Raw genomic sequence first — 26061 nt, forward strand, 5'->3', positions numbered from 1 at the left:
GCAAACCGGCACAAGACGCACACCGTCGAGCACTCGAACCGTCCTGAATCACTGGAAACTCGGGACCACTTCGCACTCTTTGCGACACTTCTTCCCCAAGAGTGTCAATGGCACCGTACGACACTTTTGCCGCTAAAGGAACTCCAGTAACAAATAACATCGACGTAATTTGTTGCCCTCTACCTGCGACGATGCGGTGGATGCTCGTGGTTTCAGCGGAGAACCCGCTCGGAATACGGCCAAAAAAGTCAGGCTGCACTCTTTTCGAGTGCAGCCTGATTCGAATCGATGCCCGATGATTTCTACCTAATCGGGAATTTCCGACTTTTCGGTCGACGGAGTTACTACGGGTTCGTCCCTGCGGGATTTGACGACATACAGCCCGGCAACCACAGCAACCGTCACGGCAAGCAGCACTGCTGTGATCGCAGTCCACGGCAGGCTGTCCGTCATCAGCTCGTCTGTGAACTTCTGTGCCGCGACCGTCGAATTTCCACCTTGATTCTTGGCCGGGTCCTCTGCGGTCTCGAGCTGGACCCGACTGATCGTCGTGCTGTAGGTCCCGATCCAGTCGGGGCTGAGCACGACGACGGTGCCGCCCTCCTGCTTACCGACCTCGGTCGCGAGGTCTCGCAACATCGAATCGTGACCGGGGTTGGCGGGGATCACGATGATGGAAAGCTCGATGCCCGCCGACTGCGCTTGCTCGACGATGTCGACCAATTCGGCTGTTTCCTTCGTGGTCTTGCCCTCGGCTGCGACGTGGTCGCCCGCGAGATCGGCGACTACCTCGTCGACGTCGATATTCGGAGGCAACTCTGCGCGAGCAGGCTGGAACGAGGTAGCAAAGGACACAGGCGATTCATCCGGTTCGGTCGGGGGTGCGCGAGCACAGGCGGTCGGAGAGCGGAGTTGTTCGACAAGCGGTGTAGGACGGGTCGAGCCTCGTTGCACACTACGCGAACGGGTACGCCGATCCTGGCCGGATCGGTTCCGGCGAGGCGCGTCGTTCCAACTTTTTCAGTTCACCGATTTTGCCCCGCGGTTTCACAGGACAAGCGTACTGTTAGACTCGGGAGCGAGGTTGAAAGCCGAATCCTCGGTCCACAAGCCTCAACGAGCCGTCGACACAGCCCCGTCGGCGGCGACCCTCACCTGAGTGGAGCTGACGTGACCGCAAGCATTGATACGTTCGGCGCCAAGGGCACCCTCGAAGTCGGAGACAACTCCTACGAGATCTTCCGACTCTCGGCCGTGCCCGGCACCGAAAAACTTCCCTATTCCTTGAAAGTTCTCGCGGAGAACCTGCTTCGTACCGAAGACGGCGCGAACATCACCGAGGACCACATTCGCGCTATCGCAAACTGGGATCCGTCCGCGGACCCGGACACCGAGATCCAGTTCACCCCTGCCCGCGTGATCATGCAGGACTTCACCGGCGTGCCCTGCATCGTCGACCTCGCCACCATGCGTGAGGCGATCGCGACGCTCGGTGGCGACCCGAGCAAGGTGAACCCGCTCTCCCCCGCCGACATGGTCATCGACCACTCGGTCATCCTCGACGTCTTCGGCCAGGCCGACGCACTCGAGCGCAACGTCGATCTCGAGTACCAGCGCAACGGCGAGCGCTACCAGTTCCTGCGTTGGGGTCAGGGCGCGTTCGACGACTTCAAGGTCGTCCCCCCTGGCATGGGCATCGTGCACCAGGTCAACATCGAGTACCTCGCGCCGACCGTCATGGTCCGCAACGGTCAGGCCTACCCCGACACCTGCGTCGGCACCGACTCCCACACCACCATGGTCAACGGTCTCGGTGTGCTCGGCTGGGGCGTCGGCGGCATCGAGGCAGAGGCAGCCATGCTCGGCCAGCCCGTCTCCATGCTGATTCCGCGCGTCGTCGGCTTCAAGCTTTCCGGTGAGATCAAGCCCGGCGTCACGGCGACCGACGTCGTCCTCACCGTCACCGAACAGCTTCGCAAGCATGGCGTGGTCGGCAAGTTCGTCGAGTTCTACGGCAAGGGTGTCGCCGAGGTTCCCCTGGCGAACCGCGCGACGCTCGGCAACATGAGCCCCGAGTTCGGTTCCACCGCAGCCATTTTCCCGATCGACGGCGAGACCATCAACTACCTGCGCCTCACCGGCCGCAGCGACGAGCAGCTTGCTCTCGTCGAGGCGTACGCGAAGGAACAGGGCATGTGGCATGACGCCGACAAGGAGCCCGTCTACTCCGAGTACCTGGAGCTGGACCTCTCCACCGTCGTTCCGTCGATCGCCGGACCGAAGCGCCCGCAGGACCGCATCCTGCTGAGCGAGTCGAAGATCGCCTTCCGCAAGGACATTCACAACTACACGAACGACGCCGAGGGTCACTCGTCGGCGACGCCGCACTCGCAGCTGGACGAAGCAGTCGAAGAGTCGTTCCCCGCCAGCGATCCGGCGACTCTCTCGTTCGCCGACGACGGCGCTGTCGACGTCGTGTCCGCTGCCAACGGCGCAGAGGGTCGTCCGACCAAGCCGGTCAAGGTCACGACAGACGAGAAGGGCGAGTTCGTCCTCGACCACGGCGCCGTCGTGGTTGCGGGCATCACGTCCTGCACCAACACCTCGAACCCGTCGGTCATGCTCGGTGCCGCGCTACTCGCTCGCAATGCGGTCGAGAAAGGTCTTACGACCAAGCCGTGGGTCAAGACCAACATGGCACCCGGTTCGCAGGTCGTCACCGACTACTACGAGAAGGCCGGTCTGTGGCCCTACCTCGAGAAGCTCGGCTACTACCTCGGTGGTTACGGCTGCACCACGTGTATCGGTAACACCGGACCGCTGCTCGAGCCGATCTCCAAGGCGATCAACGACAACGACCTCACCGTCACTGCTGTGCTGTCGGGTAACCGCAACTTCGAGGGTCGCATCTCCCCCGACGTGAAGATGAACTACCTGGCGTCGCCGCCTCTGGTGATCGCGTACGGTCTCGCGGGCACGATGGACTTCGACTTCGAGAACGACGCGCTCGGACAGGACACCGACGGCAACGACGTGTTCCTGAAGGACATCTGGCCGTCCGCGCAGGAGATCGACGACACGATCAAGTCCGCGATCAACCGTGAGATGTTCTCCTCGTCCTACGAAACGATCTTCGCGGGCGATCACCGCTGGCAGGGTCTGGAGACCCCGGAGGGCGACACCTTCGAGTGGGACCAGAACTCCACCTACGTGCGCAAGGCCCCGTACTTCGAGGGTATGACGATGGAGACGACACCCGTCGCCGACATCAAGGGCGCTCGTGTGCTTGCTCTGCTCGGCGACTCGGTCACGACCGACCACATCAGCCCGGCCGGTCCGATCAAGCCGGGCACCCCGGCCGCGCAGTACCTCGACTCGCACGGCGTCGAGCGCAAGGATTACAACTCGCTCGGCTCGCGGCGCGGTAACCACGAAGTGATGATCCGCGGCACGTTTGCGAACATTCGCCTGAAGAACCAACTGCTGGACGATGTTTCGGGTGGCTACACCCGCGACTTCACCCAGGACGGCGCGCCTCAGTCGTTCATCTACGACGCCTCGCAGAACTATCAGGCGGCCGGCATTCCGCTTGTCGTGCTCGGCGGCAAGGAATACGGTTCCGGTTCCTCGCGCGACTGGGCGGCCAAGGGCACGAGCCTGTTGGGCGTCAAGGCCGTCATCGTGGAGTCGTTCGAGCGCATTCACCGGTCGAACCTGATCGGCATGGGCGTTGTCCCGCTGCAGTTCCCGGCAGGCGAATCGGCGTCGAGCCTGAAGTTGACCGGCACCGAGACCTTCGACATCGACGGCATCTCGGAGCTGAACAACGGCAAGACGCCGAAGACCGTCCACGTCACTGCAACCAAGGAAGACGGCTCCAAGGTGGAGTTCGACGCGGTTGTCCGCATCGACACACCGGGTGAGGCGGACTACTACCGCAACGGCGGCATCCTGCAGTACGTGCTGCGGAACATGGTTCGCTCCTAGGCGCTTCGCGCTCGTGAGTCTTTTTGGAGGGCCTGCCCTCCGAAAAGACTCACGAGGCCGCAGGCCCTACGAAGGAGGCCTTTTGCCCAAGGTCAGCGATGACCATCTCGCCGCGCGCCGCAGTCAGATTCTCGACGGCGCGCGACGTTGTTTTGCCGAATTCGGCTACGACGGCGCAACTGTCCGGCTGCTCGAAGAAGCTACCGGGTTGTCTCGCGGTGCGATCTTCCACCACTTCCGTGACAAGGACGCGCTCTTCCTGGCGCTGGCACGCGAGGACGCGGCCCGGATGGCCGAGGTCGCAGCGACCCAGGGTCTGGTTCAGGTGATGCGTGACATGCTGGCGCATCCGGAGCAGTTCGATTGGCTCGGAACACGTTTGGAGATCGCACGGCGTCTCCGCACCGACACCGAATTCCGCCGCAACTGGGAGCAGCGGTCCGAAGAACTCACCGCAGCGACGATCGCACGATTGGAACAGCGCAAGTCGGAGGGTCGACTACGTGAAGACGTACCGACCGACGTTCTGCTCGGCTATCTCGACCTTGTGCTCGACGGCCTGATTGCGCGCATCGCATCCGGGCATGTCAGCGAGAACCTTTCGGCTGTACTCGATCTCGTCGAAGCATCGGTGCGCACGCAGAGTCCGACGCTCGAGAACTGACCTCGCTCACACGCTGAACGCAGCCTGCTCTTCGCTGAACGGAATCACCGTCACGACGTCGACGAGCAAGCCGTCCGGGTCGACTGTCATGAAGTGGCGTTGGCCGAATTCTTCGCTGCGCAGCGGCATCACGATGGTCAGTCCGTGTTCGACGGCCCTGGTGTGGATCGCGTCTGTGTCGTCGACCTCGACGGTGACCAGCACTCCCGAAGGCTCGGTTCGATAGCCGACGGGGACGGTGTCGTGCTCGCGGGCGACGATGCCCAACTGAACCGTCTCGTTCGCCGGGTCCTGCAGGTGGACGAACCAACCCGAATCGAAGACGACCTTCATGCCGAGCACATCGCGGTAGTAGTCGCGGCTGAGCGCTACGTCGGAGGCGCAGATGACGGGGTACAGGGAGAACATGTCGGGCTCCTTCTGGTTGTTTCCAGCGACAGCACAACCATCTGGCCTCCCGTTGCTGGAGAGTCAAGTATCTGCTTCGAGACCTGCCAGAAGCAGCCGCGAGATTCGATCGAGTTCCCGCCGATCCTTCGCGGCCAACACCGAGAGCAACCGCTCCTCGTTCTCGACGTGGTCGGCAACGACGATGTCGACCAGGGACCGTCCCGAGGGTGTCAGCGCAACCCGAACGCTGCGGCGATCTGCCGAGTCTGCAATGCGGCGGACAAGTCCGGCACCTTCGAGCCGATCGAGCCGACCGGTCATGCCTGCGCGCGAGAGCATCATCGTTTCGGCGAGAACCGAGGGGTTCAGTTCGAAGGGCGCTCCCGAACGACGCAGTGCTGCAAGCACATCGAACTCCCCGCGCTGGAGACCGTGCCGATCGAACGTCGCGTTTATCGCGGCCTCGAGCAGCATTGCGACCCGACCCAGACGGCCGAAGATGCCCATCGCCTCCGTCGGAAGGTCCGGTCGTTCTCGCGACCACTGATCGACGATCACATCGACTCGGTCGACTTTTCCTTGCGCTGCCATGGACGTATCCTATTCGCTGGCATATAGTTCGGTAGCGAATTATCTTTCACCGAATTATCTCGGCGATACGGAGGACACCATGGAACACGCAGCGGTTGTACAACCGAGCGACGTCGAGGTCATCGGCAACGAGCACGTGTCGACCCACCTGCTCCTCGACGCGAGCAGCACGGGCGGTGCTCTATCCACCCTCGAAGTCCGGCTGGACCTAGGCGCAGACGGTGCCGCACCGCATTTCCACACCCGATCGTCGGAATTCTTCTACGTGATCGACGGCGAGATTCAGATCCTTCTCGACGACCGCATCGTGACGGTCGGCGCAGGCGGGTCCGCGGTGGTCCCGAGACGGATGACGCACGCATTCGGTGCCGCACCGGGCACGTCGGCACGACTTCTCATCGCGCTGACACCCGGGGTCGAACGATTCGACTACTTCCGCCTGCTCGGTCGCATCCAGGACGGCACGGCGACACTCGCCGATCTTGCTGCCTCACAAGAGCTTTACGACAACCACTTCGTCGACGCGCCGAACTGGTGGCAGGAGCGCACCGCGGGCCGAACAGTCGCCGCACAGGCCTAACCGGCTGCGGCAGAGGCCCTTCTACGATTTGCCCCGCCACGGCTACGCAACTGCGTGTGCGACTCGACGAGGACGTTGTGGATGAAGCCGTACGATCGCCCCGTCGATTGCGCGAGGGAGCGGATGCTCGCACCGGCTTCGTACTGCTTCTTGAGCTGACTCTGCAGCTTGTCTCTGGACTTGCCCGTCACGCGGGCGCCTTTGGGTAGTCCTGCACGTTCGCCCATGGCGTCCTCCAGTCGCTGACCAGCGTAGATCCAAGGCTAGACACTCACCTCGAGCTGATCAACCACCATCGACTTGCTACTCGCGAGTAGTCGAACAAGTTTCACGCCAACTGAATGAGTTCCAGGTATTCGGCCGACCAGTGGTCCTCGGTTCCGTCGGGCAGCAGGATGACGCGCTCGGGGGAAAGAGCGTCGGCCGCACCAGGATCGTGCGTGACGAGAACGACTGCGCCCGCGTAGCTGCGCAATGCGTCGAGCACCTGTTCGCGCGAGATCGGATCGAGGTTGTTGGTCGGTTCGTCCAGCAGCAGCACGTTGGCTGCCGACGACACCAAACCCGCCAGGGCGAGACGCGTCTTTTCACCACCGGAGAGCGTGCCGGCAGGCTGCTCCAGCTGGGGACCGGTGAACATAAACGCACCGAGCAGCGAGCGCAGGTCCTGCTCCCCCGCGTCCGGCGCCGCGTGGCGAATGTTGTCCCACACGCTTGCGGCGTCGTCGAGGGTGTCGTGTTCCTGCGCGAAGTAGCCGATCTTGAGGCCATGCCCCGGCACGATCGAACCGGCCTCCGGCGTCTCGACACCGGCGAGAATCCGAAGCAATGTCGTCTTACCCGCACCGTTGAGGCCGAGGATGACGACGCGACTACCGCGGTCGATGGCGAGGTCGACACCGGTGAAGATCTCGAGCGAGCCGTAGACCTTCGTGAGGTTCTCGGCCATCAGCGGGGTCTTCCCGCACGGAGCCGGTTCCGGGAAACGGATGTGGGCAACCTTGTCGGAGACGCGGACGTCGTCGAGGGCTGCCATCAACTTGTCGGCGCGCTTCGCCATGTTCTGTGCAGCAACAGCTTTGGTTGCCTTTGCACCCATCTTTGCGGCCTGCACCCGAAGCGCACCGGCCTTCTTCTCCGCATTGGCGCGTTCGCGGCGCCTGCGCTGCTCGTCTGTCGCACGCGCGTCGAGGTACTTCTGCCACGTCATGTTGTAGATGTCGGCCTCGCTGCGAACTGCGTCGAGGAACCACACCCGATTGACGACGTCGGCGAGCAGTTCGACATCGTGACTGATCACGATCAGCCCACCGTCGTGGCTCTGCAGGAAACTGCGCAGCCAGGTGATGGAGTCGGCGTCGAGGTGGTTGGTCGGCTCGTCGAGCAGCAGGACCGTGTCCGACCGACCGCCGCTACCGTCGGAGGCAGCGAACAGGATTCGGGCGAGCTCGATACGTCTACGCTGACCACCGGACAGCGTGCGCAGCGACTGTGCAAGCACGCGGTCCGGCAGTCCGAGACTGTTGCAGATGCGAGCTGCTTCGCTCTCGGCGACGTAGCCACCGAGCGAGGAGAACCGCTCTTCCAGTTGCCCGTACTTACGGACCGCGCGGTCGCGTTCGGTCTCGTCGACCACCTCTGCCATCAGCAGTTGCTGCTTCTCGAGGTCGCGAAGGATCTGATCGAGCCCTCGTGCCGAGAGCACTCGGTCCTTCGCAAGAACGTCGAGATCGCCTTCGCGCGGATCCTGCGGCAGATAGCCGACGTCGCCCGAGCGAATCACCGCACCCGCGTACGGCTCGCCTTCGCCGGCGAGAATGCGCAGTGTGGTCGTCTTACCTGCACCGTTACGACCGACGAGGCCGATCCGATCGCCGGACTGAACGCGTAGAGCCGGACCCGGGGCCGAAAGGAGAGTGCGCACACCGGCACGGACCTCAAGGTCGGTGGCGGTAATCACAGGGTTCTCCTTGGGTTGGCTGAGCGTCACGGCTGGGTCGAAGCTGGGTCGATGCCCGGTTCCGAGCACAAGAACCACCCATTTTACCGCTTCCGGACAAGGCCGCCTGCCACCTTCGTGGTGACTCCGCTAACGTTGCCGACCATGACGAGGGACCAGGTTCTGTCGGGCACACGCGCGCGGGTGAGCGGCGGTCTCCTGCCCACCGACAGGCTCTGAGCACACATGGGTTCACGCCTTCCCTCGGTGAGCGCGCGAATGCACGAGCGGTTCATCGTCAATCTCAGGGTGCCACCGCAGGTGTTGCGCGACCGACTGCCCGCCTGCGTCACACCGCAGGTCGTCAACGGCTACGCGGTGGTGTCGTTCTGCATGCTCGACCTCCGCGGAGTGACGTTGGCACCACTCCCCCCGATCGTCGGTCCACGCAGCATCTCCTGCGCTCAGCGGTATGCCATCCTCGCCGAGTCGGGTGAACCGGCCGTATTCGTTCCGGAACGCCAGACGAACTTTGCGGTCGGCGCACGGTTGTCCGCACTCGGGTTCGCGGCACCGCACCGCCTCGTCGACATCGCGATCGAGCGCGAATCGCCCGCAACCGAACTGCGGGTGCAGGACGGCACCGACATCATGTTCGAGGCCGCACTGCGACCGAGCGGCGAATTCTCGTCCGCCGTCTTCGCAACGCTCGACGATTTCGCCGCATTCATGGCGGCAGGGGTTCGCAGCTACGGTCGCTCCCGCCACGAAGGCCGCCTCACAGTGCTCGACCTGCACAAGGACGACGGCTCCTATGAGCCGCTGTTCATCGAGTGGATCGGTGGCACCTTCGTCGACGACTGGCTCGCCGTCGGCGCTCAGGTCGACAGCGCCTTGCGGACGACCGATGCGCACTACGTCTGGAAGTACCACGGCCTGATCGCGGACGCCGTCGGTTCGACCAGGTCCTGAGTCCGATGGCACTTCTGGACACGACGCCGACCGACGTTCTCGTCGTCGGTCTCGGTCCTGCCGGTCTCGCACTGAGCCATCGCTGCGCGGAAGCGGGTTTGTCGGTTCGCGCCGTCGAGACACATCCACATCGAACGTGGACGCCGACCTACGCCATCTGGGACGACGAACTCCCACCCTGGTTGGATCGCTCGGTCATTGCAACTACGACGGACGAGCCGGACGTCTGGACGACGAGGCGGCAGACGATTCCGCGGGCCTACTCGGTGCTGAATTCTCGGCGTCTGCAGGATTCGTTGTCGTTCGACTACAACTTCGTCGTGACAGGAACGGCGATCGACGTCGCCGAGGACTCGGTGACGCTGACCGACGGCACCACCCTGCGTGCGGGGACCGTGATCGACGCGCGCGGGACGACACGCACAACCGCGACAGCCGAGCAGACCGCGTTCGGCGTCGTCGTCGATGGCGAGACGGGGCGGCTAGCGCTGGAAGGCGCCACCGCGTGGTTCATGGACTGGCGACGCGACAACGGCACCTCGCCGACGGATCCGCCGTCGTTCCTCTATGCGGTGCCGCTCGGCAACGACGAAATCCTGCTGGAGGAAACCTGCCTCGTCGGTCGCCCCGGTCTGCATCTGCGCGAGTTGCGCGCCCGCCTCGAGGTTCGTTTGCGCTCGCGAGGGGTGCGCATCGACGGAACCGAACGGTTGGAACGTGTTCGGTTTCCCGTGGAACCAGGACCACGCAGGCTGTTCACGAGCACCGCAACAGCTTTCGGCTCACGCGGCGGATTTATGCACCCGGGAACCGGCTACAGCGTCGCGATGGGACTCGGCCTTGCCGACCCGGTCGCGAAAGCCATCGCCGTCGGCGACGATCTCCGAGAACTGTTGTGGCCGTTGCCTGCTCGCGGGGTCCGCAAGCTGCGGCGCGCGGGCCTCAAGATGTTGCTCGGCATGGACGCGGGGCAGGTGGCGCCGTTCTTCGCCACGTTCTTCGACCTGCCGATCGAACTACAGCGGGCCTATCTTTCCGATCGCAACGACCTTGCGGGGACCGCCGTTGCGATGCGAAAGTTGTTCGCACATTTCCCGCCGGGACTGCGAAGTATCGCTGTGAAGTCGACGATCTTGCCGGGCAATCGCTCGCCTAAACGGTCGGATTCGACCATCATGGACACATGAGGTCGATCTGGAAGGGCTCAATCGCGTTCGGACTCGTGAACGTTCCGGTGAAGGTGTACACCGCTACCGACGATCACGACATCAAGTTTCACCAGGTACATGCCAAGGACGGCGGTCGAATCAAGTACGACCGAGTCTGCTCGGTGTGCGGAAACTCGGTGCAGTACGCCGACATCGACAAGGCGTGGGAATCCCCCGAAGGTGATCGGGTGATCTTGACCGACGTCGAATTCAACAAGTTGCCCGCAGCCGAGAAGCACGAGATTCCGGTGTTGCAGTTCGTACCGTCCGAACAGTTGGATCCGATCCTGCTCGACAAGAGCTACTACCTCGAACCCGACTCGGCGACGCCGAAAGCGTATGTGCTGCTTGCGAAGACGCTCGAGAAGATCGACCAGACCGCGCTCGTGCATTTCACGCTTCGCCAGAAGACCCGTCTTGCAGCACTACGCGTACGCGACGGCGTGCTCGTGTTGCAGACCCTCCTGTGGCCGGATGAGGTTCGTGCAGCGGAGTTTTCGTCGCTGGACGACGTCTCCGAACCGCGCCCGCAGGAATTGAAGATGGCCGAGACGCTTGTCGAGAGCATGTCCGGCGACTTCGATCCGTCGGAGTACACCGACGACTATCAAATCGAACTCCGCAAGATGCTCGAGGACGCCGTCGCGGCAGGAGGCAAGGCTGTCATCCCCGCGGCCGAAGCCGAGGAGGAAACCGAGGACGCCGAGGTCGTCGACCTGGTCGCTGCATTGCAGCGCAGTGTGGACGCGGCAGCCGGCAAGAAGTCGACCACCACACGCGAACCTGCGAAGAAGGCACCGGCCAAGAAGGCTGCCGCGAAGAAGGCACCGGCGAAAGCCACCGCCACAAGGGCGCGAAAAGGCGCCTGAGCGGTTACTTCCAGTCGCGAAATGCGCCGAGGAGTCGCAGCGTGAAGTCGGGGTTCAACTGCTGCGGCTCATCGGTGTTCAGCGAAGCCAGACTGCCGACCGTCGTCTTGAACTGTTCGACGTAGGCGACGCAGGGGTCGCACTCGGCCAGGTGCTCGTCGAATCGCCGCCGCGTCGGCTCGTCCAACGCATCGTCGAGATAGGCGGTGATCAGTTCGACCAGGTCCTGGCAGTCCATCGGCGTAGCGATCACGAGTGGACTCCTAGATAGTCGGCCAGACTCGCTCTGATGCGGGTCCGACCTCGGTGCAGCAGCACCCGTTGGTTCGCGGGCGTCAAGGACAGCAAGGCGCACACCTCCTGCGCGTCGAAGCCGAGGACATCGCGCAGCGCGACCACCTGCCGTTGCTGCTCGGGTAAGCGATCGAGTTCACGCCGGGTGATGTCGCGCATCTCCGCCTCCAGTACCGATCCCTCCGGGGTCGGGAGCCACGACGGCGGCGGCGTCACCCAATGCCGAGGCCACGGATCATTTTCCGTCCGAAACAGAACCGGATCGACCGACGCGTCTCCCGGGTACGGTGCCCGCTCCGCGACAGCGACGTTGTGGTCGCGGACGCCTCTTGTCTTCGCGATGTTGACGAGAACTCGGAACAGCCACGTCCGCAGACTCGACCGCCCTTCGAACTTGTCGACGCCTTTGACCAGCGCGATCCACGTCTCCTGGACAACTTCCTCGGCAGTTTCGTGGCTGGCTACGTAGCCGCGCGCGACGCGCAGCATCATCGGTGTGTGGGCCTCGACAAGTTCGACGAACGCCCGCTCGTCGCCCGCTCGAAGACGTTCGACAAGTAGCCGCTCGCGTCGGACCTGATCGTCGGAGTCGAGGTGAGCTGTCATCGGGGCAAACGCTACCGGCATGGAACCTCCTCACGTCGGATGTCGAAGTCGATGCAACCGGACCCGTTCATACCGCACAGTGCGAAGAGCACCCGTAAGCGTTACACGGCCGCCTCGTGCCGGCCCTGTTCGAAGAACTCCACGATCGATTCCGCGGTCGGCAGCTCCCCGACCGCCCGTTGGGCACCGAAGGACGCATTCCAGAACGGTCCGGTCCGAGGAGTGTGTGGACCGACGTACGCGTAGGGGTCCGGGTGTGCGTCGTCGCCGGGCGAGATGCCGTAGTTGACGTCGTCGACGACGATGCCGAGGTCGAAATGCTCCGGCCACAGCACCGGGTCCTGCGTCGGCGCGAAGGCGCGCAACGCGCTGTCGCCGAGTTTGAACCAGCCGAGCACGAGGCTCATCGCAGCAGGGTCGATCTGCAGTTCCTCGTCGGCAGAGACGCCGGAGGTATCGGCATACAGCCCATCGGGTCCGTCCGGCTCCACTCCGGCGACGGCAGCCAGTGCCCGGTAGCTGCCGGTCAGCGGGTATCGCCCCTGTGGGGTCACGAGCTCGGAGGCCTCGATCGCGATCGGCATCTTCGCACCGGCGATCCCCTGCGGTGTGACGGTGAGGCGGATCGTCTCGTACAGGCGATACTGGGGTCCGGCGATCAGGAGTTCGATGATTCCGTGCAGTGACCTGCGGGTCGCGGCGAGCGTGTCGTTCATCCGATACCTCCTCCAGGCCGGTCGCGACGACCGACAGGTTCCTCCATTGTGCGCGTTGCGCCGACTCGCCGTACGGGTGTCGGTGATGACAATGTTGCGTTTATGCGATTAGCTGCGATATCGAACATAGAAATCGTTCTTTCGGCGCTGTGCCCATAGAAATAGGGGCATCGTCGCCAAAAGCCGCGGGGAGGGTGACTTTTGCAGATTTTGGTGGCCGCATCGAAGGCCGAATTGGTAGGCGAACTCGCTGGAGGCAAGGCCCGTGGCCTGCATACGTTGACCTCCAACGGGTTTCGCGTGCCGAATTGGGCTGTGCTCGGCGTCGACGTGTTCGGCGCGTTCATGACCGCGAACGGCCTGAACGCCGACCTCGAAAATCTATGCACTGCAACCGATGTGGACGAGGCGCAAAAACTCGCAACAGCGCTGCGGCAAAGGATCACGGATGCCGAACTGCCGGAAGCGATCCGCGCGCTTATCGATCGCGCCTACACCGAGGTCGGCGGCGGGGCCGTCGCGGTCCGATCGTCCGGCGCTGCCGAAGACGGCGCAGCGTTGTCGCACGCGGGTCAATTCGATTCTTATTTGAATGTCAACGATTTCGCTGCTGTGCAACGTGGCGTGCAGCGTTGTTGGGCATCGGCTTATTCGAACCGTTCGGTCCGGTATTTGTTCACACACGGCGCCCCGATATCGAATGTCGGTATTGCGGTAATCGTTCAGCAACTCGTATCGGCCAAGGCCAGCGGTGTCGTCTTCACCGCCGATCCGATCTCGGGCGCACGCGACGTGGTCGCAGTCAGTTCGGTCTACGGCCTCGGCGAAGGGCTGGTTTCCGGTGCCGTCGATGCCGACTACGTCCGCGTGGACAGAGCCACGGGCGCGATCCTCGACCGGGTCGTCGGCGACAAGACCGAGCAGTACCTGCCCGCGACGGACGACGGCTGCACCGTGACGCCCGTTCCCGAGCAACTGCGCAACGAGCCGTCGTTGTCGGACGTCGAAATCGCCGAACTGGTCCAGCTGGGTATCGCGATCGAATCGTTCGATACCCGCCCCCTCGACATCGAGTGGGTGAGTGACGGCGCGGCCGTCTGGGTCGTCCAGGCTCGCCCGATCACGACCCTGCACGATGTCGTTTCCCCCGAGTCCGGTGTCGTACGCGGTGCCGCCGAGACAGTGACCGACGACGCGATGCGAATCTGGGACAACTCCAACATCATCGAGAGCTTCAGCGGTATCAGCTCGCCGCTCACCTTCACAACGGCGTCTGATGTCTACGGACGTGTCTATCGCAGCTACGCGCGCTCGCTTCGGGTGTCGCGCAACGAGCTTCGCCAGCTCGACGAGTGGACGCCTGCGATGCTCGGCTACTTCCACGGTCGCGTGTACTACAACCTCCTGCACTGGTATCGGATGGTCGGGATCGCTCCCGGCTATCCGTTGAATCGCCGGGTCCTGGAAGTTGCTCTCGGCGTCGACGAGAACCTCGACAACGACATCGCGAAAACATTGCGGCCGTTCGTGTTCGACTCCGCTGCCCGCCGTGTGGTCGCGCGGACCGTCACCACCGCGACCTACCTCAAGCGGTTCGCAGAGATCGACCGCAAAACCGAGCGGTTCATGACCGAGTTCTACCGCGTATACGACGAGTACGAGGCGATCGACTACAGCACCCTGTCCGGCGACGAGGTCTACGCACGGTACCGGCGCTGTGAGCGCGACCTCGTCGACCGCTGGGGACCGATGATGGTGCTCGACGCGATCTTGCTGACGTCGTCGGGAATGTTGTTCGCGCTCACCAAACTTTTCCTGCGTGACACGCCGGAATGGTTCACCTACGCCGTCGTCAGTCCGGGTTCCGACGTCGAATCCGCCGAACCCGCGCGGGTGATGGCGGAGTTGGCCCGGTTCGTCCGCACGGATCCAACGTTGACGGAGTTCATCAACACAACTCCCCCCGACAACGCGTACGGAGCACTGCAGGAAGCGAAGTCGTCGAGCCAGGTGTGGCAGGACTTCGCAGAACAGGTGGACGACTACATCACCCGCTTCGGCTACCGCAGCCTCGACGAGCTCAAGCTCGAAACACCCGATCTGCGTGAGGATCCGGCGAGCCTGTTCGTGATGCTGCGCAGCGCCATGCCGGATGCGCCACTGAGTCGTCGCAACGATGCCGACACCTATCTCGACGAGCGGCTCGGTGGGGTTCGCCGCCGGATCTACGAGGCACTACGCGGCAAGACAAGCCGTGCGCTTGCCAACCGGGAACGGTTGCGCTTCTGCAGAACTCGCGCCTTCGGCATGGTCAAGCGCATGATCCGCGCGATGGGCCGCGACCTCACCGCTCGCGGTGTCCTCGACGAGTTCTCCGATGTGTTCTACCTCCGGCTCGACGAGTTGCACGGCTGCTACGAGGGAACGACCGACGTGACCGAGCTCGCCGGGCTGGTTGCGGCACGCAAAGCTCAGCGCCTCGTGGACGCCGAACTGGTTGCGCCGTCGCGATTCACGACGTATGGCCCCGCGCTGACCGACGCCGAGCTGACGGCACAGGGCTGGATCCCCGTGCACGACAAAGAATCCGCGAAGACCGGCTCGGTCCTGCGTGGCACACCGTCGGCGGCAGGCGTCGTACGAGGACCCGCGGTGGTCGTCACCGAGCCGCGCGACGTTGCCGGCGGAATCCTGATCGCCTATCGGACCGATCCAGGTTGGGTAGCGGCTCTGCCGTCCGCGTCTGCGCTGGTGATCGAACGCGGCAGTCCGTTGACCCACGTCGCAATCGTTGCACGCGAGCTCGGGATTCCGACCGTCGTTCAGGTCAAGGACGTCACGACCCTCGTTCGAACGGGCATGACGATCGAGATCGACGGCGCCGGTGGCACGGTGCGCATCATCACCGGAGAAGCGGAATGACAGCCGAGACGTCCCGCTCCGAAACGGCGCTGCGCCACTGGCTCACAGCACCTGCGGACGGGCACGGTGTGTACCTCGCCGACGAGTCGGACGGGTGGGAGTTCCATTCCTATGCCGAGCTGGCCGACAGGTCACGCCGAGTGGCGTCGCTGCTGCGGGCGCGTGGTTTCGTTGCAGGTGACAGCGCCTGTGTCGTGCTACCGACGAATGCGCTGTGCATCGCCGCGTTCTACGGAACCTGGTCCGCCGGTGGCGCGTTCACGCCGATCTCGCCGCCGATGTTCGAGGATCTCGAACGCTATTCCGAGCACCTGTCCGGCATCCTGGCGCAGGCGACCCCTCGGGTCGTGGTGACCTGCCCCGATTTCGTCGATCTGGTTGCGGCCGCAATGGCGGCGGCGGGCAGGACCGACGCTGCGCTGGTGCTCGACGCCGCAACGGTCACCGCGGCCGAGCCCGTTGCAGCGATCGCACCGGCGGGCGAGCACTGCCTCGTGCAATTCACCTCCGGCTCGACGGCGACGCCACGTGGCGTGCTGGTCGGGTGGGACAATCTCGACGCCAACATCGACATGATCTGCGACGTGATCGGTTGGCGCGAAGGCGATGCCATCGCATCCTGGCTGCCGCTCTATCACGACATGGGCTTGATCGGCGCACTGCTGACGGCCGTCGCACGGCAGGGCGACCTCTATCTCATGCGACCGGACCAGTTCGTACGCGACCCCGCACGCTGGCTGAAAGCGATGCAATACGCCCAACATTCGCCGTCTCCCGCTTTCGCGCTCGGCTACATCGGACGCAGGGTCGACCCCGAACAGCTGCGTGGCATCGATCTCTCGGGCTGGCGATCGTTGGTCATCGGCTCCGAGCCAGTTCCCGCGGCCGACGCCGTTGCCTTCTCGGCACTGCTCGGCGGCAACGGTTTCCGCCTGTCGACGTTCACGATGGCGTACGGACTCGCGGAGGCGACGTTGCTGGTCACGTCGTCGTCGCGGTCGGCGCCTCTGCAGGCGGTTCGTATCGATTCGTCGACGCTCCGCTTCGGTTCCGCCGTAGACGTTGTCGAACGTCGCGAGTTGTCGGACGGCGACGAGATCGAGGGCAGCGGGTGGACGACCGGCCTCGGCTCCGCCACAGCCGCGTCTACGGTCAGCATCGTCGACGCCGACGGAAAGCCGCTTCCAGATGGCCACCTCGGCGAAGTTGTCGTCGAGGGTGCGTCGGTTGCCCGCGGCTACGCCGGTGCCGCAGCTACCGCGACGACGCGGTTCGTGGACGGTCGACTGCACACCGGAGATGCCGGTTTCCTCTGCGCCGGTGAACTGTTCGTTTTCGGTCGAATGGGTACGAGCACCAAGGTCATGGGGCGGTCGGTGTACATGGAAGACGTGGAGGCTCGCGTCGCCGACAGCCTCGGCATCCCCCGTGGAAACATTGCGGCAGTTGCGATCCCCGACGTAGCCGAGATCGTCGTATTCATCGAACGTCGGTCCGAACATCACGATGCCGAGTTCATCGACCAGGCACGCCACGCTGCGAATGCGGCCAGCGGTGGGAGCAGGGTCAGGGTTGTCACCGGCCGGCGCGGACTGATCCGTCGCACGTCGAGTGGCAAGCCGCGGCGTCGACACATGTGGCAACTGCTCACCGCCGGGGTGCTGGAGACCGACGACAACCTGATCCTGTCGATCGACTACATCCACGAAATGCTAGACCGCGCAGCCGAACTGGTGTCGGTACCGCCGAACTGCACGGTCCTGCTCGAAGGCTCCATCGCCGAAGGCTTCGGCAACGACGGGTCCGACATCGATTTTCTTATCGTCTCCCCCGGCGACGAGCCGATGCCGACCATGCCAACGGTGTTGTTCATCGACGGCAGGCGCGTCGAAATCCGCACTCGGTCACTGGCACAGCTGCGTGGGCAAGTCGTACGCCTGGCAGCGGGGCAACTCGACGAAGACACCCTCAATCGGGTGCAGCGTTTTCACCGTGCCCGAATCGTGCAGGCCACCGACGTCGACATCGACGCTGTCCGGAACATCCTCCCGTACAACGAGTTCACCGCCGCGATCAGCGGCTGGTGGACCGAACGTGCCACACAGGCGCTCCGGTATGCAGTGGCGCTCGATGCACTCGGTGCGCGGGAGGAGGCCGACGACTGGGCTCGTGACGGACTCACTCAACAGCTGAAGGCCTGGGCAGCGACGCGTGGCGAAGGCTATCTGGAATCGAAGTGGCTTCCGCATCAGCTCGACCGAATCGGTGCCGACCCGCTGATCGACGCGTATCGGGACCTGATGTCCGACGGCTCCACCGCCGAGTCCTATCTCGATCGTGTACTCCACGTCGCTGTCGCCGCCGGTGCTCCCGTTGTGCCGAACGACCCGGACTTGGTGCGGCTACGTCGAATTCCGGACGTCACAACCTGGCCGATCGGCTCACGACTGCACGTGGTGCGGGATCGACGTGACGTATTCGGTCTGTCCGACCGGGCGGCTGCCGCGTGGCGATCGGTTGTCTTCGGCCAGTCCCTCGCAGCCGTGATCGCCCGATCGCCCATCGATATTCGAAGCGAACTCGCAGAGTTCCTACGACTCGGTTTCGTCGGGCTACGGTGGCACGGAGCAGGTTCGATCGAACCTGCATTGGCGATGTGCGACCGCGTCGCGCCGTACACACCTCCACCCGGCACGGCTGTCCCCGCACTCGGGATCGCAGGCGCCGCACGGACTCCTGGCGAGCACGCAACGCTTTCGCCACTGCCTGCACAGCGATTCGCAGAAGCGGCGCTCACCCTTATCTGGTCGAACGTCGTAGCCGAGAACGCCCGCGAAGACCTCACGGGAGCGATCAAGAACTCCCAACGGCAGGTCGCAGGTATCGCAGCGCATCGCCTGATCGCCATGTGCACACGGGTTGTGTTGTCCGCGTTCGGTATACATCCGCTGCCCGCCGATGTTGCACCGAGCACAACGATTCGACGGCTGCTTCCGGCCGGTCCGCAACGCGACGAATTGCTCGAACGCCTCGACCGGGCGCAGCGACTGCGCTTTGCACCTGAGTCGACCGCACCGGAGTCGACAGCAGCCGATTCGGCGGGAGCCGACTTCGCAGTCCTCGACGAGTTGCTCGACTCCGTCCGTGAGATCGCTAACGGCAGCGACTTCCCTTCGTCCTTCGCCTCACGTGAGCAATGGCGCGCGACACTCGACATCTGCTACGACTGGCTCCGCCTCGGCGGCTACCTGAACAGCCGTCTGCCGATCGACGAGGCGCGAGACCTGCTGGAGTCCGGCGGCATACAGCCGCACACCGTTTCCGAAAACACCACCGCTGCGAAGGAAAGCCGATGACCGCCGACACCGTACGCAGCCTGGTCGCATCGATGGCACCGAGCCGTCCGACGACCGTCACCGACGATCAGCGCCTCGTCGAAGACCTGGGATACGACTCGCTTCGACTTATGGAGCTGACGGTTGTACTGGAGCGCGCCTTTTCGCTGCCCTCGTTTCGGCCGGAGCAACTTGCCGGGGTGCGTACAGCAGGCGCAGTTGTGACGTTGATCGACAACAACATCGCAAAGGAGGTCGAACAGTGACGCCGGGCAAGGTACTGCTCACGGGCGCAAGCGGTCTGGTCGGCGTCGAGGTCCTTGCTCGCCTCGTCGCTGCGGGCACCGCGGTAACCGCTGCGGTGCACAGCAACACTATGTTCGTCGCAAACGACGGCAGTACCGTCGATTCGAGTCGATTCGACACCGTCGACGCAAACGTCCGCCGACCGTCGTTCGGTTTCTCGGACGACGTTCGCCGTGAACTCGGCGAGTCGACGACCTGCCTCGTGCACTGTGCCGCAACGACCGATTTCGGAGCGCCTACAGCCGAATACGACGAACTCAATGTCGCGGGCACTGCCAACGCAATCGCGCTGGCACTCGAGTGGGACATCCCGCTCGTCTACGTCAGTACCGCGTACGTGTGCGGCCTCCGCAACGGGGCGATCCGCGAGAGCGAGCTCGACACCGGTCAACGCTTCGGCAACGACTACGAGAACAGCAAGTTCCGCGCGGAACTGCTTGTCCACGAGGCGATCACCCAGGGTCTGCGAGCAACCGTCGTCCGCCCGTCGATCGTCACCGGGCTGGCGAGCGACGGCGCGATCCGCGACCACAAGAATCTGTATCCGGTCGTGAAACTGATCGTCGAAGCCAAATTGCGTTCGCTGCCAGGACGTTACGACGCGACGCTGGCGCTTGTCCCGGTCGATCACGTCGCGGACGTGATCGCCGCAGTCGTCCATAACATCGACGACGTCATCGGCACGACATTCCATGCTGTCGGGCGCGATGCGCTCTCGCTTCGGGACGTGTCCGACGTCTTTGCCGAGTACCCGTCGTTCGCGGTCGCGAAATTTGTTCCACCGTCTACTTTTTCGGTCGACGACCTCGGTCGTGACGAGCGCGAGTACTTCACGCGGATCGGTTCGCTGTACACAACGTACTTCGATCGTCGACCGACTTTCGAGTACACCAATACGGCCGACATTCTCGGCATCAAAGCGCCGTCGACGGGTCAGGAGTATCTGCGACTCCTGCTCGACAACTGCCTCGAAACCGGATACCTCGGTGACACGCTGCCCTCGATCGAACAGATCCTCGCCCAACACGGGTTGGGTGAGAAATGACCGTGACCGCCGACCACAGAACAGCCTTGGACACTCTCACGACCATGCCCGAGAAGTCCGCCGCATACGCCCACGACACCTACTACCTCGAGACGGCCGACCAGCTCGCGACGCTGGACGTCGATGCGAACACGTTCGCGCATCGCCACGGTCTGCTGTTCCTCAAACCCGATGCAATCGCGGCCCGCGCCGTCGAGCCGACATTGGAGTGGTTGCAGGCGAACAGTTTTCGTATCGTGAGTGCACGGAAGGTCGTCGCGGACCGACATCTGGTGAGGGCGCTGTGGTACTTCCAGTGGAATATCGCATCACCGGAACGTCGGCGGCTTGCCGAGCTCTTGGTCGGCATTTCGTCCGCGCTGCTGCTCGTGGTCACCGATACTGCTGACGAGGTACCGACGTCGGTCCGGCTGACCGACCGCAAGGGACCGACCGCTCCGTCGAAACGACGTCCCGGCGAGCTACGGCACCTGCTCGGCGGCAGCAGCTACCTGTTGAACATGGTGCACACCGCCGACGAGCCTGCGGATGTTCTGCGGGAGCTCGGGGTCTACCTCACCGAATCCGACCGTGCCGCCGTCATTTCCGAGGCCGTCCGGGGTGCCGACCGTAGCGGCGACGCGCGGCAGCTCGGCTCGGAAATCTACACCGATTGTCCCCCTCGTAGTTTCGATCGCGCCGCGGCCGAAGCGGTGCTTCGTGAACAGCTCCGGATCGCGGATCTGCCCGCAGCGGTCCGGGATTCGGCAGACGGGGTGCAGATCGCCACCACGACGTCGGACGCCGGCTGGGCTGCTGTGATCCTGGCTTGCTGGCAGCACGGTGTTCGGCTCGACCCGTGGGCCACGCTTGTCGTCGGCTCCGCAGTACTTCCGATGCGAACTCCGACCGGGACACAAACCCTCGGACCCGTCGGGCCCGCACAATGGCACACCAACCGATACGGAGGCACCACATGACCACGACGATCTCGCGCCCGTCGGGTGTGCACACCATCCCACGAGAGTTGGTGCACCGTATCGCCATTGCCGAGGTGTTCGTCACCTCGATCGCCGCGCGCAGCGAAGCCGAATTCGTCACGACCGCACAGTTGCCGCGCTCGCACGCCTACTTCGGCGACCACACCGGTGGTCTCGAATTCCGGTACGACCCGATGATGGTGATGGAGGCCGCACGCCAATCCGGTATGGCGGTGGTGCACAGCTACTTCGGCATTCCCTTCGACCGCGCCTTTCTCCTGCGCACCTTCAACGGAACAGCGTCCTCGGGTCCGGTATGGGAAATCGAGGCGCAGCCTGCCGAATTGGAGCTCGTCACCCGCGTCACGCGACTGTACAAAACGGACGACGCACTGACCGGCCTGAGCGTCGAGGTCGACGTAGCGCGACGCGGCGTGCCGATGCTGAGCGTCGACAGCAAGTTCTCCTGGATCGAGCGCAAGCAATGGGACCTGTTGCGACGCAACGTCCGCAAGGCTGCTGGACTGAGCGAGGAGTTCACCGAGGCACTCCCCCTCGGCACCCGCGCAACGCCGGCCGAAGTCGGCCGACAGTTGGCGTCGAACGTCGTCATCTCGTCGCCTCGGACTGTCGGTGACGCGACCATTGCAACACTCGTCTCGGACACGACCCACGCAACGATGTTCGATCATCCCGTCGATCATGTGCCGGGTTCGTTGCAGATCGAAGCGTGCCGACAGCTAGGAGTGTCCGCGCTGAACAGTCGAACCGGTTGCGGAACAGCCGCACTCGACCGCGTACGGAGCAACTTCACGGGCTTCCTCGAACTGGACCGACCGAGTGAGATCACAGCCACGGTCGTCACCGTCGACGACGGCCACGCCACGATAAGTGCCACGATCGATCAGTTCGGCCGCACAGCAGCGCATTTCGAACTCGGCTTCACGCTGCCGTTCGGCGCTCGAAGCGACCGTTGAACGTGGGCGATCTCTCGGTGGCAGACGTGTTGACGACAACACGAACGTTCCGCCGAAAGCTGGACCTCACGCGCCCCGTACCCCGCGAGGTGATCATGGGGTGCCTCGACCTCGCCGTGCATGCGCCGAGCGGATCCAACAGGCAGGGTTGGCGATTCGTCGTCATCGACGAGCCCGACCTTCGCTCGGCGATCGCTCACTACTACAGGCTCGGTTCCGCGGCGAATCTGTCCGGCAGAGTTCCGACGCCGGAGCAACTCGCGGACTTCGAATCAGCCACCTACCTGGCCGATCATCTGCACGAGGTGCCAGCTCTGGTACTTGCGTGCCAGAGCGGCCGACCACCGACGTCGCCTGCGAAGTCGGCGAGCTTCTACGGATCGATCTTTCCTGCGGTCTGGAGTTTTATGCTCGCGTTGCGCTCGCAGGGCTTGGGAACAAGTCTGACGACGGCCCATCTGGCACACGAGCGTGAAGTCGCCGATGTAGTCGGAATTCCGTTCGACTCGGTCACGCAGGTTGCTCTGCTCCCCGTCGCCTATCTACGGGCGGGCAGCGTCTCCCCCGGCGCTCGGATACCTGCGGAGCGGGTGACGTCGTGGAACGGGTGGACAGCATGAACGGTTCGTCCGTCGGGCGGATCGTGGACTTCGTCAGGGTCATGTATCGACCGCACTACGCGCTGTACGGGTTGCTGTGGGTACTCGCTCTGGAGGGCACGGCAGCGCTGGTATCCGGTGCGCCCGGGCGCTGGCATCCCACCTGGGAGACAGCGGTTCGGCTGCTGGTCGTACTCGTTGTTCTGCTGTATCTGCGGATGGTCGACGAGCAGAAGGACCTCGAGTACGACAGGATCAACAATCCGGATCGACCGTTGGTCACCGGCGCGATAAGCGCCACCGAACTGCGCGTGTCGATGGCGTTGATCGGAATTGTCTCCGTCGCAGCAAGTCTCACGTTGTCCATCGCTTCGGCTGTGACGATCACGGCTGCGCTGGCATACGGATTGTTCCTGTGGGCGGCGGAGGAAACCGTGCCTGCGGTGCGGCGCAACATCATGGTCAACCTCGTCATCACCTATCCGGTTCAGCTCCTGGTCACGGCGTACGTCGTCGTGTCGGCGATCGATACCGGCCAGGTAGAGCAGTATTGGCAGGCCTACGCGACAGCGATCATCTTCGCGGGCGCGTTCCTCCAGTTCGAATTCGCGCGCAAGACCACGAAAGTGGTTGCACCGGAGCAGTTGCTGTACTCGAACACGCTCGGCGCGACCGGCAGCGCGGTCACGACAGTGCTGTTCGCCGCGGCTGCAGTGGCTGCGGACCTGCTGCTCGCGCAGCCATGGCAACTCGGTGGCGCGGCAGCGGTCATCGGCTGGATTCCGTTGGTGCTGATCGTGATCCCACTCGTTGGTCTGCGCGAGTTCCTGCGCACACCACGCGAGACGTTTCCACTCGGTCCGCCGGTGGTCTTCATCATCGCCCTGTACGCGACGTTGATCGCACAGGCTGCTACCGCGTGAGTTCGTCCTCGCTCGAGGGCGCCAACGTCGGCAGCCATACGGGCAGCGACACCAAAGCTACGACAGTGACGACCAGGTAGCCCGTCACTGCAAGCACCACCTGCTCGGAGATGGCGAACGAGCGACCCTCCGCCGTCCACTCCTTGGGCACCGCAACCACGAACAGCGGCACGTAGAACCAGACGGCCGTCGCAATTGTCAGCACACGGGCCACCCGCGATCCGCTCTGCCACGAGGCGTAGAAGAGCCAGATCAGCGTCGGAACGATCCAGACGACATGATGCGGCCAGGTCACAGGCGAGACGAGCAGCGCTGTGTAGCCGACGACAATCGTCGCAACAAGGTCGTTGCCTCGCCGGTGCACCGCCGCCGCACCGATCAGACCGGCAACGCCGGCGACTGCGCTCACGAGGAGCCACCAGTGCGACGTCGCGAAGGTCTGTGACGATCGAGCGAGCAGTCCCGGCAGCGATTGGTTTTGCACGTCTGCTAGGTCCGCGACCCGATTCGCTTGCAGGAAAACACCATCGAACCAGTAGGTGCGCGAATCGGTTGGCAGTACAACGAACCCGACCGCGAGTGTCGCGGCGAAGGCGGCAAGCCCGCGCGCAGCGTCCGCTCGTCTGCCGATGCACAGGTTGTAGACGAGAAACAGCAACGGCCACAGCTTGATTCCAGCAGCGACACCCGTCGCTACACCTCGCCAACGCTGCGGTACGACACCTGCTGCGTCCAGCAGTAGCAGCGCGAGCAGGACCATGTTGATCTGCCCGAGCGTCGTACTCGCCAGGACGGGGACCAGTAGCGAACCTGCGATCGTGCCGACCGCCGACCACCGAAGGCGACGACTGCGGTCCGCAATTCCACACCAGCCCAACGTGATCCAGCAGACCAGGCTCAGTGCCAGTACGCAGACGAATACCCACAGCACCTGCGAAAGCCCCTGTGCGAGTATCGACATAGGCGTGAACAGCAACGCAGCGAACGGCGGATACGTGTACTCCATGTCGCCGAACGCCGACGACTCGAAGACGAGGTCGTAGAGGGGAACACCGTCGCGTACGGCTCGTCCGGCAGCGTCGTAGACACCGAAGTCTGCCATCCAGATGCTCGTCGAGCGCAGCAGCACGGCCTGGACCGCCGTCATGACAAGGGCGACCGTCGCGAGCAGGAGGAGAGGTTTGTATCCGGACCGCGACGAGGGGTCGCGCGCAGCATCTTCGGTCGCGGGATTCATCACCCGTCAGGCTAGCGGCTGGGGATCAGCTGCGCGCCGGGAGCAGGACCCAGGCAGGAACCCAGTGCGTCACGTCCTTCTTCTTCGAACCGTAGGCGATTTCGTAGGTCACGAGCCCCCACCAGTCGCCGGATTCGCACAACCCCCAGCACGTGAGTCGACCGTCGACCACCTTGTGCATCTGCAGGCCGCTCGGGTTGTAGCGGCCGCTGCGATGCGGCTGCCGCGGAAACAGCGTCGTCAAGTCGACCAGCACTTTGATCGGTGGATCTACTCGACGGAACGGATCACGGATCGGCTGCCCGTTGTATCCGATCGACTGTAGATCCACTGTTCGATCATACGTTCGATCTGCCCGATGGGAAGTGCCTCACATCATTATCGGGGCGAGGATGTAGCTCGCGTTCATCGCGGGCGCACCCGAGGCGATCGAGGTTTGCACGTCGAAGTTCTGGACGTTGTGACCGGTCACACCCGAGCCGTTGGTGGTCGCGCCCATGTAGTCGTTGGTCGACACGAAGTTCGCGACTGCACCGAGGCTGCCGTATCCATAAGAGACCTCGAGCGGGAAGACGGGGGTGGAGTTGTTCGACTCCGCGGTCACGATCTCCGTCTCGTGCGGCGCGAGGGTCCGATGTGGTCCCGCGATCCAAGAACCGTAGGGGTTGGTCGAACTGGCAAGCCACAGGGTCTGGTTCGTGTCGTTGGTGATTGTCATTGCCGTGGTGGGAGCGTTCGTAGGCAGCGTGCCCGCGGATGCAACTCCTGCCACCCCGACCATCGTTGCGATGGCCGCTGTGGCCGCGAGTGGAGCGAGGATGAGGCGGCGGCGGTTCGTGGTGTTCATTGGACTGGACCTTTCGGGAATCTTGCCTGCGGCGCATCTGCCGTTGCGCTAACTATCCATCGCGGCACATACGCGTGGCATCCACCAAAGAGGTC

General features: G+C 63.8%; 25 protein-coding genes. 14 read left to right on the plus strand and 11 right to left on the minus strand.

The annotated features are described in order from the left end of the window. Positions 1-306 precede the first annotated feature (306 nt). A complete protein-coding gene (locus tag ACHIRB_RS04150) occupies positions 307-855 on the minus strand; it encodes an Rv1476 family membrane protein (RefSeq protein ID WP_395123341.1) in 549 nt (182 codons plus the stop codon). A 315-nt stretch (positions 856-1170) separates the two neighbouring features. Here ACHIRB_RS04150 and ACHIRB_RS04155 point away from each other — a divergent pair, with 315 nt between their 5' ends. Together ACHIRB_RS04155 and ACHIRB_RS04160 are read left to right on the plus strand one after the other, a co-directional pair. Continuing rightward, entirely contained in the window at positions 1171-3987 is a 2817-nt protein-coding gene (locus ACHIRB_RS04155) for an aconitate hydratase (protein ID WP_395115919.1), read from the plus strand. 82 nt (positions 3988-4069) lie between these two features. After that, positions 4070-4651, plus strand: coding sequence for a TetR/AcrR family transcriptional regulator (locus tag ACHIRB_RS04160; RefSeq protein WP_199701230.1), 582 nt, complete (start codon positions 4070-4072; stop codon positions 4649-4651). 6 nt (positions 4652-4657) lie between these two features. Here the strand turns inward: ACHIRB_RS04160 and ACHIRB_RS04165 are convergent, their stop codons facing one another. Together ACHIRB_RS04165 and ACHIRB_RS04170 are read right to left on the minus strand one after the other, a co-directional pair. Further along, entirely contained in the window at positions 4658-5059 is a 402-nt protein-coding gene (locus ACHIRB_RS04165) for a VOC family protein (protein WP_395123340.1), read from the minus strand. Positions 5060-5122: 63 nt separating this feature from the next. Then, on the minus strand, positions 5123-5632 hold the full coding sequence (locus ACHIRB_RS04170; protein WP_395115917.1) for a MarR family winged helix-turn-helix transcriptional regulator: 510 nt from the start codon (positions 5630-5632) through the stop codon (positions 5123-5125). A 79-nt stretch (positions 5633-5711) separates the two neighbouring features. Between ACHIRB_RS04170 and ACHIRB_RS04175 the strand changes: the two genes are divergently transcribed. After that, positions 5712-6212, plus strand: a complete 501-nt coding sequence (locus ACHIRB_RS04175; RefSeq protein ID WP_395115916.1) for a cupin domain-containing protein — start codon at positions 5712-5714, stop codon at positions 6210-6212. Here ACHIRB_RS04175 and ACHIRB_RS04180 read toward each other — a convergent pair. Continuing rightward, positions 6209-6439, minus strand: coding sequence for a helix-turn-helix domain-containing protein (locus ACHIRB_RS04180; protein WP_199701222.1), 231 nt, complete (start codon positions 6437-6439; stop codon positions 6209-6211). The two genes, ACHIRB_RS04175 and ACHIRB_RS04180, sit on opposite strands and share 4 nt — an antisense overlap. Positions 6440-6540: 101 nt before the next feature. Continuing rightward, on the minus strand, positions 6541-8172 hold the full coding sequence (locus tag ACHIRB_RS04185; protein ID WP_395123339.1) for an ABC-F family ATP-binding cassette domain-containing protein: 1632 nt from the start codon (positions 8170-8172) through the stop codon (positions 6541-6543). A 246-nt stretch (positions 8173-8418) separates the two neighbouring features. Between ACHIRB_RS04185 and ACHIRB_RS04190 the strand changes: the two genes are divergently transcribed. From ACHIRB_RS04190 to ku, 3 genes are read left to right on the plus strand one after another with little or no spacing between them, the layout of a single operon-like run. Further along, positions 8419-9123 carry a DUF2071 domain-containing protein gene (locus ACHIRB_RS04190; RefSeq protein WP_395123338.1) on the plus strand — a complete coding sequence of 235 codons (705 nt, stop codon included), beginning with the start codon at positions 8419-8421 and terminating at the stop codon, positions 9121-9123. 5 nt (positions 9124-9128) lie between these two features. Continuing rightward, complete coding sequence (locus ACHIRB_RS04195; RefSeq protein ID WP_395123337.1) at positions 9129-10310, plus strand: lycopene cyclase family protein; 1182 nt, start codon at positions 9129-9131, stop codon at positions 10308-10310. Continuing rightward, on the plus strand, positions 10307-11200 hold the full coding sequence (ku, locus tag ACHIRB_RS04200) for a non-homologous end joining protein Ku (RefSeq protein ID WP_395123336.1): 894 nt from the start codon (positions 10307-10309) through the stop codon (positions 11198-11200). The genes ACHIRB_RS04195 and ku overlap by 4 nt, the downstream gene beginning before the upstream one ends. Positions 11201-11204: 4 nt before the next feature. Here ku and ACHIRB_RS04205 read toward each other — a convergent pair whose 3' ends face one another. The 3 genes from ACHIRB_RS04205 to ACHIRB_RS04215 form a co-directional block, all read right to left on the minus strand. Next, positions 11205-11453 carry an anti-sigma factor family protein gene (locus ACHIRB_RS04205; protein ID WP_395123335.1) on the minus strand — a complete coding sequence of 83 codons (249 nt, stop codon included), beginning with the start codon at positions 11451-11453 and terminating at the stop codon, positions 11205-11207. After that, positions 11450-12121: an RNA polymerase sigma factor gene (locus ACHIRB_RS04210; RefSeq protein ID WP_395123334.1), complete on the minus strand. Its 672-nt coding sequence runs from the start codon at positions 12119-12121 to the stop codon at positions 11450-11452. Before ACHIRB_RS04210 ends, ACHIRB_RS04205 begins: the two co-directional genes overlap by 4 nt. A gap of 80 nt (positions 12122-12201) precedes the next feature. After that, entirely contained in the window at positions 12202-12816 is a 615-nt protein-coding gene (locus tag ACHIRB_RS04215) for a hypothetical protein (RefSeq protein ID WP_395123333.1), read from the minus strand. Positions 12817-13017: 201 nt separating this feature from the next. On the opposite strand from ACHIRB_RS04215, the gene ACHIRB_RS04220 reads away from it, so the two are divergent. From ACHIRB_RS04220 to ACHIRB_RS04255, 8 genes are read left to right on the plus strand one after another with little or no spacing between them, the layout of a single operon-like run. Then, on the plus strand, positions 13018-15738 hold the full coding sequence (locus ACHIRB_RS04220; protein ID WP_395123332.1) for a phosphoenolpyruvate synthase: 2721 nt from the start codon (positions 13018-13020) through the stop codon (positions 15736-15738). Then, complete coding sequence (locus ACHIRB_RS04225) at positions 15735-19094, plus strand: AMP-binding protein (RefSeq protein ID WP_395115907.1); 3360 nt, start codon at positions 15735-15737, stop codon at positions 19092-19094. The genes ACHIRB_RS04220 and ACHIRB_RS04225 overlap by 4 nt, the downstream gene beginning before the upstream one ends. After that, entirely contained in the window at positions 19091-19339 is a 249-nt protein-coding gene (locus ACHIRB_RS04230; RefSeq protein WP_395115906.1) for an acyl carrier protein, read from the plus strand. Before ACHIRB_RS04225 ends, ACHIRB_RS04230 begins: the two co-directional genes overlap by 4 nt. Beyond that, a complete protein-coding gene (locus ACHIRB_RS04235; protein WP_395115905.1) occupies positions 19336-20424 on the plus strand; it encodes an SDR family oxidoreductase in 1089 nt (362 codons plus the stop codon). The genes ACHIRB_RS04230 and ACHIRB_RS04235 overlap by 4 nt, the downstream gene beginning before the upstream one ends. Before the next feature lie 44 nt (positions 20425-20468). Next, entirely contained in the window at positions 20469-21383 is a 915-nt protein-coding gene (locus ACHIRB_RS04240; protein ID WP_395123331.1) for a nucleoside-diphosphate kinase, read from the plus strand. After that, a complete protein-coding gene (locus ACHIRB_RS04245) occupies positions 21380-22360 on the plus strand; it encodes a ScbA/BarX family gamma-butyrolactone biosynthesis protein (RefSeq protein WP_395123330.1) in 981 nt (326 codons plus the stop codon). Before ACHIRB_RS04240 ends, ACHIRB_RS04245 begins: the two co-directional genes overlap by 4 nt. Positions 22361-22386: 26 nt before the next feature. Beyond that, positions 22387-22980, plus strand: a complete 594-nt coding sequence (locus tag ACHIRB_RS04250; protein ID WP_395123329.1) for a nitroreductase family protein — start codon at positions 22387-22389, stop codon at positions 22978-22980. After that, positions 22977-23882, plus strand: coding sequence for a UbiA prenyltransferase family protein (locus ACHIRB_RS04255; protein WP_395123328.1), 906 nt, complete (start codon positions 22977-22979; stop codon positions 23880-23882). Before ACHIRB_RS04250 ends, ACHIRB_RS04255 begins: the two co-directional genes overlap by 4 nt. On the opposite strand, the gene ACHIRB_RS04260 is transcribed toward ACHIRB_RS04255, so the two are convergent. The 3 genes from ACHIRB_RS04260 to ACHIRB_RS04270 are packed head-to-tail and all read right to left on the minus strand — an operon-like array spanning position 23872 to position 25966. After that, complete coding sequence (locus ACHIRB_RS04260) at positions 23872-25119, minus strand: glycosyltransferase 87 family protein (RefSeq protein ID WP_395123327.1); 1248 nt, start codon at positions 25117-25119, stop codon at positions 23872-23874. The two genes, ACHIRB_RS04255 and ACHIRB_RS04260, sit on opposite strands and share 11 nt — an antisense overlap. 25 nt (positions 25120-25144) lie before the next feature. Further along, the gene (locus tag ACHIRB_RS04265; RefSeq protein ID WP_199701198.1) at positions 25145-25450 is read right to left on the minus strand and encodes a hypothetical protein; all 306 of its coding nucleotides are present in this window, start codon (positions 25448-25450) and stop codon (positions 25145-25147) included. Between the two features lie 39 nt (positions 25451-25489). After that, positions 25490-25966: a hypothetical protein gene (locus tag ACHIRB_RS04270; protein WP_395123326.1), complete on the minus strand. Its 477-nt coding sequence runs from the start codon at positions 25964-25966 to the stop codon at positions 25490-25492. Between the last annotated feature and the right edge of the window lie 95 nt (positions 25967-26061).

This window comes from Antrihabitans spumae, from assembly GCF_043944905.1.
Taxonomy (GTDB): domain Bacteria; phylum Actinomycetota; class Actinomycetes; order Mycobacteriales; family Mycobacteriaceae; genus Antrihabitans; species Antrihabitans spumae.

Bases quoted from the DNA above. Each gene is read 5' to 3' on its own strand.
- ACHIRB_RS04165 (WP_395123340.1), bottom strand. From the start codon at position 5,059: ATGTTCTCCCTGTACCCCGTCATCTGCGCCTCCGACGTAGCGCTCAGC.
- ACHIRB_RS04170 (WP_395115917.1), bottom strand. From the start codon at position 5,632: ATGGCAGCGCAAGGAAAAGTCGACCGAGTCGATGTGATCGTCGATCAG.
- ACHIRB_RS04175 (WP_395115916.1), top strand. From the start codon at position 5,712: ATGGAACACGCAGCGGTTGTACAACCGAGCGACGTCGAGGTCATCGGC.
- ACHIRB_RS04180 (WP_199701222.1), bottom strand. From the start codon at position 6,439: ATGGGCGAACGTGCAGGACTACCCAAAGGCGCCCGCGTGACGGGCAAG.
- ACHIRB_RS04195 (WP_395123337.1), top strand. From the start codon at position 9,129: ATGGCACTTCTGGACACGACGCCGACCGACGTTCTCGTCGTCGGTCTC.
- ku (WP_395123336.1), top strand. From the start codon at position 10,307: ATGAGGTCGATCTGGAAGGGCTCAATCGCGTTCGGACTCGTGAACGTT.
- ACHIRB_RS04210 (WP_395123334.1), bottom strand. From the start codon at position 12,121: ATGCCGGTAGCGTTTGCCCCGATGACAGCTCACCTCGACTCCGACGAT.
- ACHIRB_RS04215 (WP_395123333.1), bottom strand. From the start codon at position 12,816: ATGAACGACACGCTCGCCGCGACCCGCAGGTCACTGCACGGAATCATC.
- ACHIRB_RS04225 (WP_395115907.1), top strand. From the start codon at position 15,735: ATGACAGCCGAGACGTCCCGCTCCGAAACGGCGCTGCGCCACTGGCTC.
- ACHIRB_RS04230 (WP_395115906.1), top strand. From the start codon at position 19,091: ATGACCGCCGACACCGTACGCAGCCTGGTCGCATCGATGGCACCGAGC.
- ACHIRB_RS04240 (WP_395123331.1), top strand. From the start codon at position 20,469: ATGCCCGAGAAGTCCGCCGCATACGCCCACGACACCTACTACCTCGAG.
- ACHIRB_RS04245 (WP_395123330.1), top strand. From the start codon at position 21,380: ATGACCACGACGATCTCGCGCCCGTCGGGTGTGCACACCATCCCACGA.
- ACHIRB_RS04255 (WP_395123328.1), top strand. From the start codon at position 22,977: ATGAACGGTTCGTCCGTCGGGCGGATCGTGGACTTCGTCAGGGTCATG.
- ACHIRB_RS04260 (WP_395123327.1), bottom strand. From the start codon at position 25,119: ATGAATCCCGCGACCGAAGATGCTGCGCGCGACCCCTCGTCGCGGTCC.
- ACHIRB_RS04270 (WP_395123326.1), bottom strand. From the start codon at position 25,966: ATGAACACCACGAACCGCCGCCGCCTCATCCTCGCTCCACTCGCGGCC.